Origin of the sequence: Trueperella sp. HMSC08B05 (assembly GCF_001808405.1) — a bacterium.
GTDB lineage: Bacteria > Actinomycetota > Actinomycetes > Actinomycetales > Actinomycetaceae > Trueperella > Trueperella bernardiae.
Map to the genome: position 1 here is coordinate 1 of NZ_KV793233.1, position 15,260 is coordinate 15,260.

Annotated in this window: 15 protein-coding genes; 14 read left to right on the forward strand and 1 reads right to left on the reverse strand. The window is 60.5% G+C overall.

What is annotated here, in order from left to right; genetic code table 11:
• Positions 1–40: 40 nt before the first annotated feature.
• The gene (locus tag HMPREF3167_RS03335; protein WP_070445480.1) at positions 41–661 is read right to left on the reverse strand and encodes a hypothetical protein; all 621 of its coding nucleotides are present in this window, start codon (positions 659–661) and stop codon (positions 41–43) included.
• Between the two features lie 293 nt (positions 662–954).
• On the opposite strand from HMPREF3167_RS03335, the gene HMPREF3167_RS09600 reads away from it, so the two are divergent.
• The 14 genes from HMPREF3167_RS09600 (at position 955) to HMPREF3167_RS03405 (ending at position 15,199) form a co-directional block, all read left to right on the forward strand.
• Positions 955–1,212: a hypothetical protein gene (locus HMPREF3167_RS09600; RefSeq protein WP_070445482.1), complete on the forward strand. Its 258-nt coding sequence runs from the start codon at positions 955–957 to the stop codon at positions 1,210–1,212.
• Between the two features lie 1,209 nt (positions 1,213–2,421).
• Positions 2,422–4,062, forward strand: coding sequence for a terminase (locus HMPREF3167_RS03345; protein ID WP_244899214.1), 1,641 nt, complete (start codon positions 2,422–2,424; stop codon positions 4,060–4,062).
• Positions 4,059–5,393, forward strand: coding sequence for a phage portal protein (locus HMPREF3167_RS03350; protein WP_070445485.1), 1,335 nt, complete (start codon positions 4,059–4,061; stop codon positions 5,391–5,393). Before HMPREF3167_RS03345 ends, HMPREF3167_RS03350 begins: the two co-directional genes overlap by 4 nt.
• Before the next feature lie 74 nt (positions 5,394–5,467).
• Positions 5,468–6,724, forward strand: a complete 1,257-nt coding sequence (locus HMPREF3167_RS03355; RefSeq protein ID WP_168160820.1) for a VG15 protein — start codon at positions 5,468–5,470, stop codon at positions 6,722–6,724.
• 85 nt (positions 6,725–6,809) lie between these two features.
• Positions 6,810–7,358: a hypothetical protein gene (locus HMPREF3167_RS03360; protein WP_070445490.1), complete on the forward strand. Its 549-nt coding sequence runs from the start codon at positions 6,810–6,812 to the stop codon at positions 7,356–7,358.
• A 75-nt stretch (positions 7,359–7,433) separates the two neighbouring features.
• Positions 7,434–8,393: a phage major capsid protein gene (locus tag HMPREF3167_RS03365; RefSeq protein WP_070445493.1), complete on the forward strand. Its 960-nt coding sequence runs from the start codon at positions 7,434–7,436 to the stop codon at positions 8,391–8,393.
• 16 nt (positions 8,394–8,409) lie between these two features.
• Positions 8,410–8,586, forward strand: a complete 177-nt coding sequence (locus tag HMPREF3167_RS09790; protein WP_168160821.1) for a hypothetical protein — start codon at positions 8,410–8,412, stop codon at positions 8,584–8,586.
• Between the two features lie 23 nt (positions 8,587–8,609).
• On the forward strand, positions 8,610–8,987 hold the full coding sequence (locus tag HMPREF3167_RS03370; RefSeq protein ID WP_070445496.1) for a Gp19/Gp15/Gp42 family protein: 378 nt from the start codon (positions 8,610–8,612) through the stop codon (positions 8,985–8,987).
• Entirely contained in the window at positions 8,984–9,322 is a 339-nt protein-coding gene (locus HMPREF3167_RS03375) for a hypothetical protein (protein WP_070445499.1), read from the forward strand. The genes HMPREF3167_RS03370 and HMPREF3167_RS03375 overlap by 4 nt, the downstream gene beginning before the upstream one ends.
• Positions 9,319–9,681 carry a DUF5403 family protein gene (locus HMPREF3167_RS03380; protein ID WP_070445502.1) on the forward strand — a complete coding sequence of 121 codons (363 nt, stop codon included), beginning with the start codon at positions 9,319–9,321 and terminating at the stop codon, positions 9,679–9,681. The genes HMPREF3167_RS03375 and HMPREF3167_RS03380 overlap by 4 nt, the downstream gene beginning before the upstream one ends.
• An 85-nt stretch (positions 9,682–9,766) precedes the next feature.
• Positions 9,767–10,078, forward strand: coding sequence for a hypothetical protein (locus HMPREF3167_RS03385; protein ID WP_145989848.1), 312 nt, complete (start codon positions 9,767–9,769; stop codon positions 10,076–10,078).
• Between the two features lie 105 nt (positions 10,079–10,183).
• The gene (locus HMPREF3167_RS03390) at positions 10,184–10,756 is read left to right on the forward strand and encodes a phage tail tube protein (RefSeq protein WP_148132378.1); all 573 of its coding nucleotides are present in this window, start codon (positions 10,184–10,186) and stop codon (positions 10,754–10,756) included.
• A 143-nt stretch (positions 10,757–10,899) separates the two neighbouring features.
• Complete coding sequence (locus HMPREF3167_RS03395; protein WP_070445509.1) at positions 10,900–11,262, forward strand: hypothetical protein; 363 nt, start codon at positions 10,900–10,902, stop codon at positions 11,260–11,262.
• A gap of 478 nt (positions 11,263–11,740) precedes the next feature.
• Positions 11,741–15,199 carry a phage tail protein gene (locus HMPREF3167_RS03405; RefSeq protein ID WP_070445514.1) on the forward strand — a complete coding sequence of 1,153 codons (3,459 nt, stop codon included), beginning with the start codon at positions 11,741–11,743 and terminating at the stop codon, positions 15,197–15,199.
• Positions 15,200–15,260: the final 61 nt, after the last annotated feature.

Consider the following 15,260-nt stretch of genomic DNA (forward strand, 5'->3'; position numbering starts at 1 on the left):
TTTAGACACATGCCCAGGTGCGCGCCCTAGGTGCTAGCCCCTAGTCAGCCCAACCCGGCATCGGGTACACAACATCTTCAACATTGGGGTCAAACAGCTCCGGATCACCCTCAATCCGGGTGATGCTCCCAATGCGCCCCTCGAAGTTGGCCGTCACGTAGTCGAAAACGTACCGATCGTTGTCGGCGTCGTACCGGGCGAGCGTCCCGGCAACCCAATCACCAAACTGGCCCGCCGCCTTAACCACCGACGCATAATCCTCGGCGTCCTCGACCCGGAAGAAGTCGCCCACGCAATCCAGCATGAACGAATGGCCCACGATTAGATCGTAAAAGGTGGGCGGGAACAGGTCGGGGAACTTTGCCCGCGCCCGCTCCACATTCAAATAGCTATCCAAGAACGTGTACACGCGGACCGCCCGGACTTCGCCGTCAGGGCGAGGCGTCACAACACGCCACACCAGAAACCCCGCGCGCGTGTACATGCGATCTTGACGCTCACCCTGCCACGGACAACCGACAACCCGGTCATATGACGCGCGATCAATCACCCGCGCTTCACAATCGTATTTAATCCGCGACCAGCGCCCGGACTTGGTCCGCTTCTCGATCCAATGCTCTTCAATTGCGAACCGATCAGGATCAATGATAAAGTCAGCCATGACGCACTTCCTTTTCAAGTGTTGTCCACGCCACGGGCTATTGCAGTAGCGCCGTGGCACTTTTATTTTCTGCATCTCGGCTCGCCCAGGATCTTCACCGCCGGTATCTGGCTCCCTGCCACCGGCTAGCTACTCACGCCCTTTCGGTGCGTGGCCCCTTCGCGCCTTGATGACTCAAGCATAGCCCGCCCCGCACAGCGCGTCAAGCCCGGCCGGTGTGAGGCGGGCCACAGCTTGGGGAAGTGGCTTGACCGCGCCAAAAACTCACTACCACGCCGTGATAGAATCGCGGTATGAGAGAGAGAATCACAGCCACTGATATTGATTGGAGCGCTCTCGACGCCGCCGCCGCCACACTCGACGACGCCACCGCCGACGCCGCCCGCGCCATATCCGCCGCCGCCGATGCGCGCGCCGCAGAGGTGGAGCGCCTCAACCGTGAGGGCGTGCCCCTCGCCCTCATTGCCCGCCACCTCGGCATCTCGCGCCAGGCCATTGACTCACTACTCACTAGCTACCGCAAGCGCAAGTGCGACCGTGGCCACGCCTAGGCATCGACCCACTCGCCCGCTCACGCCTACCCGCTCGCACGCCCACGCGCTCGCACGGGCGCACGCTCGCCCCCGCGTAGGCGCGCGGGCACACACCCGCTTGCGCGCTACTACCGTACGCACCACGCCGCGCGCAAGCCCCGCACACGTGACACAGCACACACCACACGCGCACGTGGCGCACACCACAAACCGCAAAACCGCTTGACAACCCCAAAACGTGACCCACACCACCCCGGGGGACACCCCCGGCCACCCGCCCACCGACCGCTTCGCGTTAGGCGCTCGGACTCTGTACGGGTTTTCAACCTTTCGGCAGGCGGGCGCGGATCGGACATAGTGGACGTGTAGCGGTTGTCGGAGGTCTTTGGTACAGTTATTCACGGGAGCATTGTCTCCAAGCCCCGCACTGCTTTTCGTGTTTGCTTGTGCGGGGCGTTCCTATGTCTGGGGTTGCACCGACCGGCAAGTGCCTTGTTCGCCTTTCTGCTTCCTTGTGGTGAGGTTGGCGCAACCCCGTCCTTTGTTTTCCCGCACGTGTTGGCATGGCGGGGCTTGGTTGTCTCTCGCGGCCCGCTTGCGCGCGTTTTGGTGCTCGCGCGCGCGTCGGATAGGGCGATGGTGTTTGGGCATGCCACTGCCGCCTAAGTGCCTCAGGGTTGGCCGCCGTGAGAGCTGTTCTTCTTGTGGGGGTGTGTTCATGGGTACTCGGGGGCCGATGCCTAAGCGTGCTGAGGATCGTGTCCGGCGTAATAAGGAGCCGGAGGGGTCCGCGCGCGAAGTACGGGATGTGTCTGAGCTACGTGTGAGCGTGCCTAGTGCGGAAAAGTGGTGGTCGCCGTCGGCGCAGCGGCTGTGGCGCGCGTTACGGAAGGATGCGAAGGCGGGGATTGGTCCGCGCACAAACTCGGATTGGGCGCACGCACACTTTCTGATGGGCGAGTTGACGCGGTATCAGGAAGGCGAACGGCAGAATGGGCAGGTTTTGACATCACTACTGTCCGCGTTTGACAACCATGAGGTTTCGGAAGGTGCCCGGCGTCGTAACGGGGTGGAGTTGTCCTGGGGCGATTCGGGTGTTGCTGATAGGCAAGTGTCTAAAGTGACGGAGATGGCGTTTTGGCAGAGTCGAGTGGGGCGTGGCATTTAGACCGTAGCAAGTGGGCTGACCGGGTATTTCAGTCGGGGTTGCCGCCGCGTGAGCGGTTGGTGACGTTGCCGGCAGGCGTGCCGGAGTACACGTTGGGGTATGAGTGCGCGACGTGGATTGCGCAGAACATTCGCGTGGGTTCGGGCAAGTTCGCGGGTGAGCCGTTCCGTTTGTCGGATGACCAGTTCCGGTTCGTGTTGTGGTTTTACGGTTTTGACCCGGAGCGGTGGGACGGGTGGAATAACCCGTGGTTGTATCAGCGTGGTGTGCGCCGGTTAAGCAAGGGCAGCGGGAAAAGCCCGTTCGCGGCGGCGTTGACGTTGTTTGAGCTTTTGGGGCCGTGTCGTGTGGGTGATGTGGTTGATCCGAAGATTGTGCCTGGCGGGGTGTTTGGCCGTCCGCAGGCGTTACCGTTGATCCAGTTGGCGGCGGTGTCGGAGCAGCAGACTGGCGTTACGATGCGTCAGATTGTGGCGATGGCGCATAAGGGCACGCAGTTGAATCGTGATTATAACTTGGAGACTGGTCGTACGCAGGTGTTGACGCCTGAGGGTGGCAAGATCCAGTTGTTAACGTCGTCGTGGGCGTCTGCTGAGGGCGGGGAGCCGTCGTTGGTGATTGCTGACGAGGTTGAGCACTGGGTACCTGCCGGTGGTGGCGTTGAGTTTCATCAGACGTTGGTGCGTAACTTGGGTAAGACGGGTTCGCGGATGATTGAGACGTGTAACGCATGGGTGCCTGGGCGTGAGTCGGTGGCTGAGAAGTCGTTTGAGGATTGGTGTTTGCAGGAGGAAGGCAAGCTGGTTGAGGCTGGCACTGTCCTGTATGACGCGCGTGTTGCCCCGCCGGGTACGGTGATGACGGATACGCCTGAGGAGGGCGAGATTGGTCTGTCTGAGGCGCTCGGTTTTGTGTATGAGGAGCAGCCGTGGGTTGATATTTCACCGATTCGTTCGACGGTGTGGACGCCTTCGACGCCGGTGTCGGTCTCTCGCCGGTTTTATTTGAATCAGCCGAACGTTGCTGAGGATTCGTGGGTGACGTTGCAGCAGTGGTCGTCGATGGCGGACACGTCGCGTGAGCTGGTTGATGGTGAGGATGTTGTCCTGTTTTTTGACGGGTCGAAGTCTAATGACCATACCGCTTTGGTGGGGTGTTGCATGTCGGATGGGCACGTGTTCACGGTTGGTGTGTGGCGGCCTGGGGAGTTGTCGGGCGAGATTGATGTCAACGTGGTTGATTCGGCTGTGCGGCGCACCTATGAGCGGTTTAATGTGGTGGCGTTTTGGGCTGACGTGCGCGAGTGGGAAGCGTTTGTGAAGGTGTCCTGGCCGGAGGTGTTTGCTGATTCGTTGCTTGTCCCGGCGGTGCGTTCGGGTAAGGCGGCGGCACTGATTGCGTGGGATATGCGTACGCACGTGTACGATTTCGCGTTGGCGTCGGAGATGTGCCGGGCTGAGATTGAAGATTCTTTGTTTACTCATGATGGGAACTGGGAGACGTCTCGGCATATTGGTAACGCGCGTATGACGGAGCGTAAGGGTCTTATCACGATTAAGAAGGAGTCTCCGAAGTCGCCTAACAAGATTGATGCGGCTGTGTGTGTGATTGGTGCGCGCATGGTGTACCGGGCGGTGTCGGCGTCGGCTGAGTGGGAGAAGCGCTCGGGTGCGGGTAAAGATTGGGTGGTGTTTACATGAGTTTCGAGTCCTTGCTGGGTGTGGCGAACAGTCGCGCGGTCAATAGTGAGCTTGATTCGGCTTATGACGGTACGCGCCGGGTGGGGATGATGGGGCTGAATGTGTCCCCGAAGATGCGCGCTTTGGAGGTGCAGGTCAATTGGCCGCGCCTGACGGTGGATACGATGTCTGAGGTGCTCACGGTTGAGGGTTTCGAGTCAGCGTCCTTGGCCGATAACGTGTTGGACTCGCTGAAAGATACGTGGAACCGTGAGAACATGACGGCCTTGTCGCACTTGGCACACACTGAGGCGATGGTGCAAGGTGAGGCGTTCATTTTGGTGGGGCAACGTGAGGACGGGTCGATTCGGACTACGTTGCACGCGAAGTCGGGTATCGCGGTGGTTGATGATGCTGACGGGCGGACGGCTGAGGCGGTGGTTGCGTACGCGGTCCCCAATGATTCGGGCGGGACGACGAACCGGGCGGCGTACTATACGGCGGAACGGATCGAGGTTTTTCAGGAGATTAATGGACGTTGGGGCCGTGTTAGTTCTCGCCCTGGTGTTGGTGTTGTTCCTGTGATCCCTGTCCGTAATGCGCTTCGTGTGACGGATGTTAGTGGCCGGTCTGAGATTGATTTGGTGAAAAATCTTGGGGATGCGGCGTCGCGTGCAATGACGATGCTACAGGTGGCGATGGAGTTACTTGCGATCCCGCAACGGTGGATTGCTGGTGTTGATACGGGCAAGCTTCGTAATCAGCATGGTGTGGCCCCGACGATGGAACAGCTGTACTTGGGGTCGTACATGTTTGCCCCTGAGAGTGATGCTAGGATGGGTCAGTTCTCGGGCGCAGATTTGTCGCAGATCATTGCGGTGATTAAGACCTGTGCTGAGCAGGTGTCGGCGTTGACGGGTATTCCACCGTCGATGCTTGGCCTTATTACGACGGGTAACCCGAATAGTGCTGAGGCGATGCGCGCGGCGAAGGATCGTCTGATTTCGCGCGGCGAGTTCAAGCAGGCGATTTTTGGTGACGTGTGGGAGCAGTGGGCGCGTGTGGTGCTCGCGTTCGAGGGCCAGTCGGAAGTTCAGCGTCTGGTGTTGAACACGGTGTGGCGTGATATTGCGGTGTCGTCGGTGTCGGCGCAGGCCGCGAATCTGTTGCAGGCACACGCGCAGGGTATTGTTACGGCGCGGACGGCCCGTGATGGGTTGCAGTTGACGCCGGAGCAGAAGCAGCGTGAGAACCGTAATGATGGGCTGGCTGACGAGGTTGGTGCCCCTGGCCCGCTGTTGGGCGTAGATGAGGGCACGGTCCCGGTGCCTGACGGGCTGGTGGTCGGGTAGTGTTCACGGTCGCGTTCCTTGCATGGCTGTTCGCCTGGTTAAAGACGGTGATTCGGGAACGGGGACGAGAGGTCGTGGCCGGGCGGTATGCGGCTGGGACGCTGAGCGTTGCCACTGTAACAAAGGACGTGTACCCGATGGTGCGGGCCTGTTCGTATGTGTATTACATGGCCGCGCTTGGCATGGCACGGGCCGAGCTGGGGGAGGGCATGTTCACCCCGTCCATGTCGGGCGTGAGCGAGAAGCAGGTCGAGCGCATGGTGCGCGAGGAACTGCGTCTCCGTAACGGGCAACTGGTCGGGAACGTGACCGATGTGGCCGACCGGCTAACGGAGAGCTTGTCCACGGTGGTGGCCGAGAATGAGCGGCAGGCGGCACGTGATCTTGCAGGGGAGCGCCCCGGTCGCGTGGAGGGGTCGGAACGGTACACGAAAGAGCACGGTAACCCGGTTGCTCGCGTGGTCGTGGCTCAAGAGCGTGACCAGTGGTGGCAAGATGTGCGTCGCCAGTCCCCTGAGCTTGAGAAGGCCATGTCGCGGGTGCGGGAGATGTGGGTGGCCGAGTTTGGGGACGTTCCCGCTGTGCCAGTTGAGGACATGGAAGCGTTCAAGGACTGGGTGGCCCCGATCCGTGAGAGGGCCATTGAGGATATGCGTACTCGCGTGGAGCGGGACCGGGCCGAGGTGGAGCTGGTCGAGGAACGTTGGGCTGACGAGGAAGCTGAACGGGAATGGCGCGAGATAGAAGATCTACGCAAGGCCGTGATCGAAGCGGAAATCTTCCTGGGTTACCGTGACAAGAACGGTAACGTGCGGCCCCCGGCGTCGGTGTCTAAACTGCCGCGCACCCCACAGGGGCATGTCATGGCTGGCGGGTGGGCGCGCGTCCCCGTAGGCGCTTACACGTGCGGGTTTTGCCTACTGTTGTGCTCGCGCGGGGCGGTGTACCACAAGCACACGGTGACGAAAACACCGCGCCGTCTCAAGCGCGGCCTGGCACCCATGATCGGCGCTTACGGGCAGCAGGCATACCACCCGCACTGTGACTGTATTGGCGTGTTCGTCGGGCAGAGCACGGACTATGCGGGCAAGGACATTGTGGAGGGAGCGCAAGCTCTCTACGGGCACTGGCTGGACGCTGACCCGGAACAAGGTGGCTGGTATTCGGGCGCGAAAGCGGGCGTGTTCGACACGTGGGTGCGTAACAACAGGGACCTGGTAAAGAAACTGGTGCCCTCCGCTGCGGACAACTTGGACATTGTTCGCCTGGTTCGCGAGATCGAGAATAACCCAAACGTGCGCGCCTGGCGGGCACGCAACAAGACAGCATAGGTTTCCCCTGCACGCTATGTGCGGGGTGTGGTTGAACGCGCCAAGAGGCGCGGCCACGAAAAAGAATGAAGGAAGGTGGCATTGCGTGAGTGACGCGACGGCTAACACGGCCAACGTGGAGAACACTGAGGCTGACAAGGATGCAGTGATGGACGAGACCACCACGACAGTGGCTGACAATACCCCTACCCGTGAGGGTGAGGGTAAGCCTGCCGCGCCGTGGGACGGGGAAACGTTCGACGCAGACCGGGCCGCTGTCCTAGTCGCAAACCTGCGGGCCGAAAACAAGGACCTGCGAGAGAAAGCGAAGAAAGCGGAATCGGATCGTATCACTGAACTGGAAACGGCGCTCGCGGAGCGTGACGCACAGTTGGCGTCGGCGCGTAATGAGCGTACGAAGGAAACGCTCTTGGTGGAGCGTGGCCTGCCGCTGAACCTTATCGGTGCCCTTGCGGGTGAAGATGAGCGGGCGTGGGAGGAAATGGCGGACATGCTGAAGGCGCTCAAGGTCGAGGGTGTCTCGGCGGGGTCGGAGAAGGTAGTGCCTGATCCGGTGCAGTCTGCTGTTGGTGCGACGGCTGGCGGGGACGCGGCACGCCTGGCGTTGGCTAATCAACTGTTCTCGGGGTCGTAAAACGCCTGCGGGTACTTTTCATTATTGGTTTCATCCCCCACGTGTGTGGGGGTGTTTTTGTAGGAGGAAAGAATCATGGCACTTGGTGAAAACGCTGTGACTTTTGACCAGTTTAAGAAGGACGGTATTCTGCCGCCCCCGATGGCGAACACGATTATGCGTGAGGCATATGGTGCGTCTGTTGTCGGTCAGCTGGCTGGCTCTATCCCGATGCCTATTACGGGCACGGCGATGGCGTTCCGTACGGGCGACCCGGTAGCGGGTGTCGTGGGCGAGGGTGAGCTGAAGCCGGTCATGAAGGTGGGAGTTGGCACTAAGACCGCTACCCCGATCAAGGTGGCCACGGTGGCGTATTGGTCGAAGGAAGCCCGTATGTCTAACCCGCTGGCCTACCTGGATATGGTGGAGCAGGAAGCGCGTGACGCGATCGCTAAGGCGATTGATCTGGCGGTTCTGCACGGCATTGATGGCGTGACCGGCAACAAGATTGAGGGTAAGGAGTACGTCACTAAGTCGAAGAACGTGATCGAGCTGGGCACGTCTAACGCGCAGGCGGGTGGCCTGTCGGAGGACATTCTGACTGGTTATGAGGCGGTGCTGAACTCGGGTGGGTCTTTCACTGGTTTTGCTGCCGATCAGCGCCTGTCTACGAAGCTCCTTCGCGCACGTGACGTGCAGGGTAACCCGATTTATGGCACGGACACGCAGGGCCTGACGGACCTGTCTAAGCCGATTGGTCGCCTTCATGGTCTGCCGCTGACGTTTGGCCGTGGCGTGTCGGGCAAGGTTGGTACCCGTAAGGACACGGGTATTCGTCTGATTGGTGGCGCGTTCAAGGACAACCTGAAGTTCGGGTATGTGGAGAACATTACCTACCGTTACACGGATCAGGGTGTTGTTAATGATGGTGCTACGCAGATCAACCTGTTCCAGCAGAACATGGAAGCGATCATTCTTGAGGCGATGTTTGGTTGGATCATTCGTGATGTTGACCAGTTCGCTATTTACAAGGACCCGGCTGGGGCTGAGGGTTAAAGAGAAGGGGCGCGTGATGAGTGTTCGTATGCGTAATGTGCGCACGGGTACGACTGGCACGTTTGCTTCGCCGGAAACGCTGTCGGATGAGTGGGTGCCTGTCAAGGACGATGAGCCTGTCGAGAAGGCACCGCGCCGGGGCAAGGCGAAGGCTACTAAGCCCGCGCCGGAACCAGCGGAGTCGGGCAAGTAAGAGAGTGCAGGGGGTGAGCGGACATGCAAACGTTCGCTACAGCAGAAGATGTGGCAGCGGACCTTTTACGTCCGCTCACCACTGTGGAAACACAACACGTAGATCACTGGCTAGAGCGCGCCCTGGCGGCTATCAAGCGCGAGTTGGGCGAGTTGCCCGATCAAGTGGAACACCCGGACTTGTGGGGCGCTGTGCGAGAGGTGCAGGCCCGTATCGTGGGTCGCCGCTACCGTGCCGCTGACGGTTTCGTTTCAGAATCGGATGGCCAGTACCAGTACCGGGCGGACATGGCGATGCGCTCGGGGCGGGTGGCGCTCACGGACGAAGATCGAGAAGATCTAGGGATTAGCGTGGGCGGCCTGTACGTGTGGAACCCTGATTACAGTGGGGGGTTGAGATGAGTCTGCGCGATGGGCGTCATGAGGTGTTCGTGGAGACGGGCACGGGCGAGATCGTGGAGGACTCCCTCGGTGTCCCGCACCGCCTAGAGGCGCAGTTCATCCCGGTGGGTGCCACTGTCCAATGGAATGAGGCGCAGGAAACGGGGGAGTTGCTTCCGGAGCCTGGGTCTACTGTGACGGTGATTGGGCGCGCCTGGCCGGGCCGCCCGAATGGGCATTTCCGTTGGGCGGGGTACGAGTTCGAGCAGATTGGCCCAGTCATGACGTTCGACGGGTCCCCGATGACCGCTCACGTGGAGGTTAAGGGTCGTCTTGTGGGGGAGGTAACCGGGTGAAGTGGTACGTGGATGATGAGCAGATGAATCGTCTTGTCGCTCACATGGTTGCTCAACATGAGGAACTTTACGCTGAGGCGGGGCGGGTGAAGTCCACGGTCTTAGGGCTTGCCGCGAAGCATAACAAGTCGGGCGCGTACGTTGGGGGTTTGGTGGTCCAACCGGCTAACCCTGTGGATGTCGAGGTGGCGGCCACGCGCCCGTGGGCGGCGAAGATCGAGTGGGGGCACAGGCAAAAAGGTGTCTCTCACGGGCATCGTGCTACCGGGCGCGCTGAGGTGCGCCGGGGCGAGAAGTGGGTGCCGGGGTTGCACATCATGCGTAACGCGGCGATAGCCCACGGCGGGAAGGTCGGGTAAGGGCATGTGGTCTGTAGAGCAAGCCATTCGTCCTGCCCTGGTTGAAGCGTTCCCTGACGCTACCGTGTCCGTGTCTGTTGGCCAAGTGGCCCTGACAACTGACCGTGTGATCGTGGTGACCGCGCTGGCGACCCCTGTGGACGGTACCACGATGGCGGGTAAGTGGACGGTGGACGTGACCTGTTTGTCTCGTGGGGACAAGGATGTGGGGGACGTGTTCCGTTTCGCTGGGCAGGCTATGTCTACTATCACCTCCCTGGTGGATAGTGGGCGGGTGCCGGACCTGGTGGCTTGGCAACCGTTGACGTTGCCTGTGCTGGCGGAGAATACTACGCCGTCGCGGGGCCATGTTGCGGTGCGGTTCGCACTGGACATTGTGGCCTACTACGGGGACTGACCTGCCCCCTGGTGTGTTCTAGTTCGTGCCCCCGGTGGGGTGCGTGTAAACAAAAAGATTTCAAGATGCCCCGCTTTGGTGGGGTGTGAGTGGAGAGGTTACATCATGGCGAAGAATCGTGATGAAGCAATTATCCCTGGCCGTGGTTTCGTGTTCACCGCTAACGCGGGCACTGCCGCGCCGGACCTGAAGAACTTTGACCCGGACAACCCGGAGACGTGTTTCGACGGTTGGAACTGGCTGGGGCTGACATCGAAGGATAACCTGGTGGCGCTGTCCGCTGAGGGCGGCGACAACGAGGTGCGTGACACGTGGGAGTATTCCTCGGTGCGCGTGGAGAAGGCATCTACCACGTATGGCATGTCGGTGAACGCGCTGAACGTGAATGAGGCGACTCTTTCCCTGGCATTCCCCGGCGGTAAGTGGGATGCGGGTACGAAGTCGTATTCGGTGTCGTCGAACTCGGCCACGGCAGACAAGGCCGTGTTCGTGGTCATTATCGACAACAAGAACGGTATGGCGGCCCTTTACTACCCGAATGGTGCAATGTCGCTTGGTGAGGCCCCGTCCCTGTCGGCGGATGGGTTCTTGGAGATTAACCTGAACGTGACCGCGCAGACGAGTCCGGCGACGGGTGAGACGTTCCGTTGGTACACGCCGCGTAAGAAGGCCGAGTAGGCGCTAGGCGGCCCTTTTGGTTGTGGGGCCAGTGCGCACGAGGGGTGGGGTTTGTTCCGCGTTTCCTTCCCACCATGTACCTGGTGCGCACTGGTCCCGTTCACATGTTTGATAGGGAACGCGGAGATTAAGGAAACGGGAAAATGGTAGAGAAGTCTAAGGTTGAGAAGGTCACGCCGACGCTTGAAGCGGGTGAGCGTACCGCAACAGAGGTGTTTAACGAGCTGGCAGGCGCTGACCTGGTTGTTCCCCCGTATGCACTGTCCCCGTCTCACGCGGCGCGACTGCTCGCGCACGTGGCCCGCGTGGAAGGCATGGGTGAGGATGACTTTGGGCAGATTCTTGGTGTCGCAGCGGACTTGTTCGAGTACATGGCCGCGCATTGCGCCCGCCCCGGTCGTGCTCGTGACCTGGAGGAGCAGTTCACGGGTGACATTGAGGGCATGATGAACTTTGTCATGGCCTACGTGGGGGCGCTGGGGGAATCAAAGCGGTCCTCCAATTAGTTGTGGACACGCCCGGACTTGCCGGTGACTTGTATGGCCTGTACGGGTTTGACCCGTGGGCGATGACAAGCGCGGGGCAAGTCCGGGTGTTTCACGAGTTGGTGGACCGGCTTGGCCTGGTCCCAGAGTCCATGTCTCGCGTGTTTGACGGGGCAAGGGACCCGCGCACGTACGGGTGGGGTGCGGTAGCTCAAGCGAACGTGTGGACGGCTCACTGGGTACAGATGGTGTTGCAAGCGTTGGTGAGCTTGAGTGGTGGCAAGTCGTTGCCGGGTATTGGCCAGTACCCGCTTGCCCCTGACGTGGCTACGGTCGCGCCAGATGAGAGCAGCGTTGTTGATGTGCTTACGAAGTTCGCGCCGTTAGCGCGCGGATAACATTTTTGGGGGTTGCTGTGGCAGGGACTAGGACTGTTGGTCATATCAAGGTTCGCGTTTCGCCGGATACGTCTAAGTTCAATAAGACGTTGAAGTCGCGGATGAAGTACTGGGAGTCGTACTACCACAGGCACCCGCTCATGGTGCAGGTTGACGCGGATCTTAATGAGCGTTCTTTCATGCAGGCCCGCAAACGGGTGAAGGAGATCCTTGCCGGTGCTGATACGCGGGTAAAGATTGAGGCGGTTGTTGACAAGTCTAATCTTGCCCGTGCTCGGCGTGAGGTGAAGAACGCGGTCAAGGACATCACCCCCACTTTGCAGTTGGACCCGGCGCAGGTGGCGAAGTTCTCGGCACAGTTGAAGGCCCTGGCAAAAATGGTGCCGGGCCGGGTGAGTGTGCCCGTGCAGGCCCGCCCTGATTTGCCGTCGATTGCCGCGACCCGTAGGGCGGTTGAGTCTGGGGTTGGGCGGGCAACGATTTGGCGTCCAGTTGGGGCGATCTGGCTACCGGGCACGTTCGACGGGTTGAAGAACGCGTTCTTCCGCCAGTTCCCGTATATGAAGATGTGGGTGTGGCCGGAGATCGACACGGACGTGTTGAAGTCGGCCGCGCGGAAGGCTACGGTGGCGCTCGGGGATTATTTTTCGGGCGTGAAGTTCCAGTATCAGCTCGATACGCGGCATGGGGTGTCGCAGGCGCGTAAGGCGTTCAACGCGGCGAAGATGACTATTCGTACTGTCCTGGATCGGCCTGGGTTGGTGCGTGATTTGCATCGGGTGAATAAGGATGTGTTCGCCCCCGCCCGTGCCCTGGTTAAGCTGGCCCTGGACTCGCGTAGCGTGTCGGCCACGTTGGGGAAGATTAAAGCGTTCCGTCAGGCCACGAAAGCGTTTTCCAAGATCCCGATCCATTTGTCGGCGCAGGCTAACCCGAAGTCGGTCATGATGGCGGTTGCGCAGACGCGGGGTGTTTTCAGGCGCGCGTTCCGTGGTAAACCGGCAGAGTTCACGGCCAAGCTCGCTAAGGGCAGTGTTGGTAGGGTGAAGGCGCAACTGGCACGGTTAGGGACGGCTGTCAGTTTCAAGGTCAAGCCAGTGCTCGATAAGGGTGCCGCGTCGAAGGTCGCGCTCGCGTTGAAGAAAACGATGGGCAAGCAGGCCATTATCCGGCTGGGTGTGGACACGAAGAAGGCTACCGCGTCCCTGTGGAAGTTCTACACGAAGTCGGGGTTGCGTAAGCTGCGCCGGTACAACATGCAGCTCGGTTTCGTGGGCATGGCGCAAGCGACGAAGCAACTAGGGTCGATTCTGTCCACGACGTCGAAGCTGACGACCGTGTTTGCCACGCTTGGCATGGGCGCGTCGTCGGTGTTGAAGTGGGTCGGGTCGATCGCGCAGAACATTAAGGCGATGGGACCGGCGTTGGGTGCGGTTGCGGGTATCGCGGCGTCGTTTGGTGCCGGGTTCCTTATCGCTGGTGTGGCGTTGAAGAACGCGAAAACTGAGTTGGCTGCCCTTGAGGGGCCGTTGAAGGCGGTTCAGGGGCAGATTAATGCGGCGTTCTGGGGCGAGGCACGGGTGCCCGTGTTAGAGAACGCGCAGAAACTGTTGGCTGGTTTGGGGCCGCAGATCGAGGCGGTTGCCGGGGCAATGGGCCGGTTCACAGCTGGTATCGCGCAGGGTGCGGGTAACTCCATGTCGTCGTTTAACACGGTCTTGGATAACACGCGGGCCGGGTTCGATATTCTCGCGGCGACGGGTGAACGGTTCGTTGAGACGATTATGCGTATCGTTGCCGCCGGTTCTGATTTCTTCCCACGGTTCGCGGCGTGGCTGGATGAGCTGTCGGTCAAGTTCGAGAATTACATTCAGCAGGTGTCGGAGGGGCCGGGCGGGTTGCACGGTTGGATTCAGGGCGGCATTGACGCGGTTGTGCTGTTCGGTTCGACGTTGAAGAACTTGTTCGGCTTGCTGGGTGATGTGAGTGGGCTGGCGGCGGGTGCTGGTTCTGGCCTGGCCGGGTTTAACGCGGCCCTGGTGTCGATTCGTGAGACTATCGCGTCCCCGGAGATGCAGGCCGGGCTAACGGCCATGTTTGCGGGTGCGGCTGAGGGGTCGCGTGCGCTGGTTGGCGGTATCAACGAGATTATCGCCAAGCTGGGCGAGTTCGGCCCGCAGGTGGGGGCGATTATGCAGAACGTGGGTACCGCGTTCGGCACGGTCGGGCATTTGATCGCTAACGCGCTCGGTAATGACGCGGTGATGGGTGCCCTGGAGGGCTTGTCGTCGTCGTTTGTTGTCCTGGTGGGGGCGTTGTCGCCGGTGGTGGAGAAACTGGTGACCGGGTTCGCCCCGATCCTGGATAAGGTCACCGCCCTGGTGGATCAGATGGCGCCGGGGTTGGCGGACATGGTGGACGTGTTGGGGGAGATAGCCCTGGTCACGTTCGATGCTATTGCTGACCTTGCGGCGATTATTTTGCCGCCGTTGTTGGATGTGATTAACGCGATCTTGCCGCAACTGTTGACGATGACGCAGACGCTGTTGCCGCCGCTGGTTGGGCTGATCGAGCAGATCATGCCAGTGTTGACGGAGATCGTGCAGGTTATCCTACAGCACCTAGTGGACATTTATACCCCGCTGATTGACCCGCTGACGCAACTTATTGAGACGCTCTTACCGCCGATCTTGGAGCTGATTCTCGCGCTCTTGCCCCCAGTGGCAGAGCTAATTCAGGCTATCCTGCCGCCGCTGGTTGCGATTATTCAGGCGTTGATCCCGGTCCTGGAGGTCATTATCAACATCGTGGGCGCTGTCCTGCCCCCGATCGTCCGTGTGCTCTCGGCGCTGATCCAAGCGATTGTGCCCGTGGTGCAGTTCGTGATCGACATTTTCGCCGCTCTCGCAACAGTTGCGGTGAGCGCGTGGAACGGTATCAAGGCCACGGTATCAACCGCGATCAACGCCGTGTCGTCGGTCATTAAGTCTGTGACTTCGACTATCAGTTCGGTGTGGAGCTCGGTGTGGAACGGGATTAAGGCTATTACCACGGGCGCGTGGAACGGGATTAAGAATACGTTCGCGTCCGCTGTCGGGTGGGCGAGCGCGAAGTTTGCCGCTATCGGTAACGCTATCAAAGCGCCGATCACGGGCGCGTTCAACGCTATCCGTAGCTTGTGGAATAGCACCATCGGCAGGCTTTCCTTCACGATCCCGGACTGGGTGCCTGGCCTTGGCGGCAAGGGGTTTAGTATGCCGAAGCTGGCCGAGGGTGGTATCACTACCGGGCCAATGGTTGCGATGATTGGTGAAAAGCCCCGCTATTCGGGCGGTCACGTGCCCGAAGCGGTGATCCCTCTACCGGAGATAGAACCGTACCTAGCCCGCGCGTTGGGCAACGTCATGGAAGGCAAGACCCCGATCGGCGGGGGTGGCGTGGTGGTACAGCACTTGTCTGTGGGGCTGACCGGGGCGGACGTGCGCGACGTGCGCTCCCTGGCAGAGTTCGTGGACATGCTGAATGTGGAGTCTCGTATGAGGAATGGGGTGCGTGCGTAGTGGCTATTACGTGGGGGCCGGTGCAGTCCGGGCAGGGTGCGTCTGTGCAGTTGGGCCTGGA

Coding starts and splice junctions, on each gene's coding strand:
- HMPREF3167_RS03370 (WP_070445496.1), top strand. CDS start 8,610: ATGCAAACGTTCGCTACAGCAGAAGATGTGGCAGCGGACCTTTTACGT.
- HMPREF3167_RS09790 (WP_168160821.1), top strand. CDS start 8,410: ATGAGTGTTCGTATGCGTAATGTGCGCACGGGTACGACTGGCACGTTT.
- HMPREF3167_RS03335 (WP_070445480.1), bottom strand. CDS start 661: ATGGCTGACTTTATCATTGATCCTGATCGGTTCGCAATTGAAGAGCAT.
- HMPREF3167_RS03390 (WP_148132378.1), top strand. CDS start 10,184: ATGGCGAAGAATCGTGATGAAGCAATTATCCCTGGCCGTGGTTTCGTG.
- HMPREF3167_RS09600 (WP_070445482.1), top strand. CDS start 955: ATGAGAGAGAGAATCACAGCCACTGATATTGATTGGAGCGCTCTCGAC.
- HMPREF3167_RS03405 (WP_070445514.1), top strand. CDS start 11,741: ATGAAGTACTGGGAGTCGTACTACCACAGGCACCCGCTCATGGTGCAG.
- HMPREF3167_RS03365 (WP_070445493.1), top strand. CDS start 7,434: ATGGCACTTGGTGAAAACGCTGTGACTTTTGACCAGTTTAAGAAGGAC.
- HMPREF3167_RS03375 (WP_070445499.1), top strand. CDS start 8,984: ATGAGTCTGCGCGATGGGCGTCATGAGGTGTTCGTGGAGACGGGCACG.
- HMPREF3167_RS03350 (WP_070445485.1), top strand. CDS start 4,059: ATGAGTTTCGAGTCCTTGCTGGGTGTGGCGAACAGTCGCGCGGTCAAT.
- HMPREF3167_RS03395 (WP_070445509.1), top strand. CDS start 10,900: ATGGTAGAGAAGTCTAAGGTTGAGAAGGTCACGCCGACGCTTGAAGCG.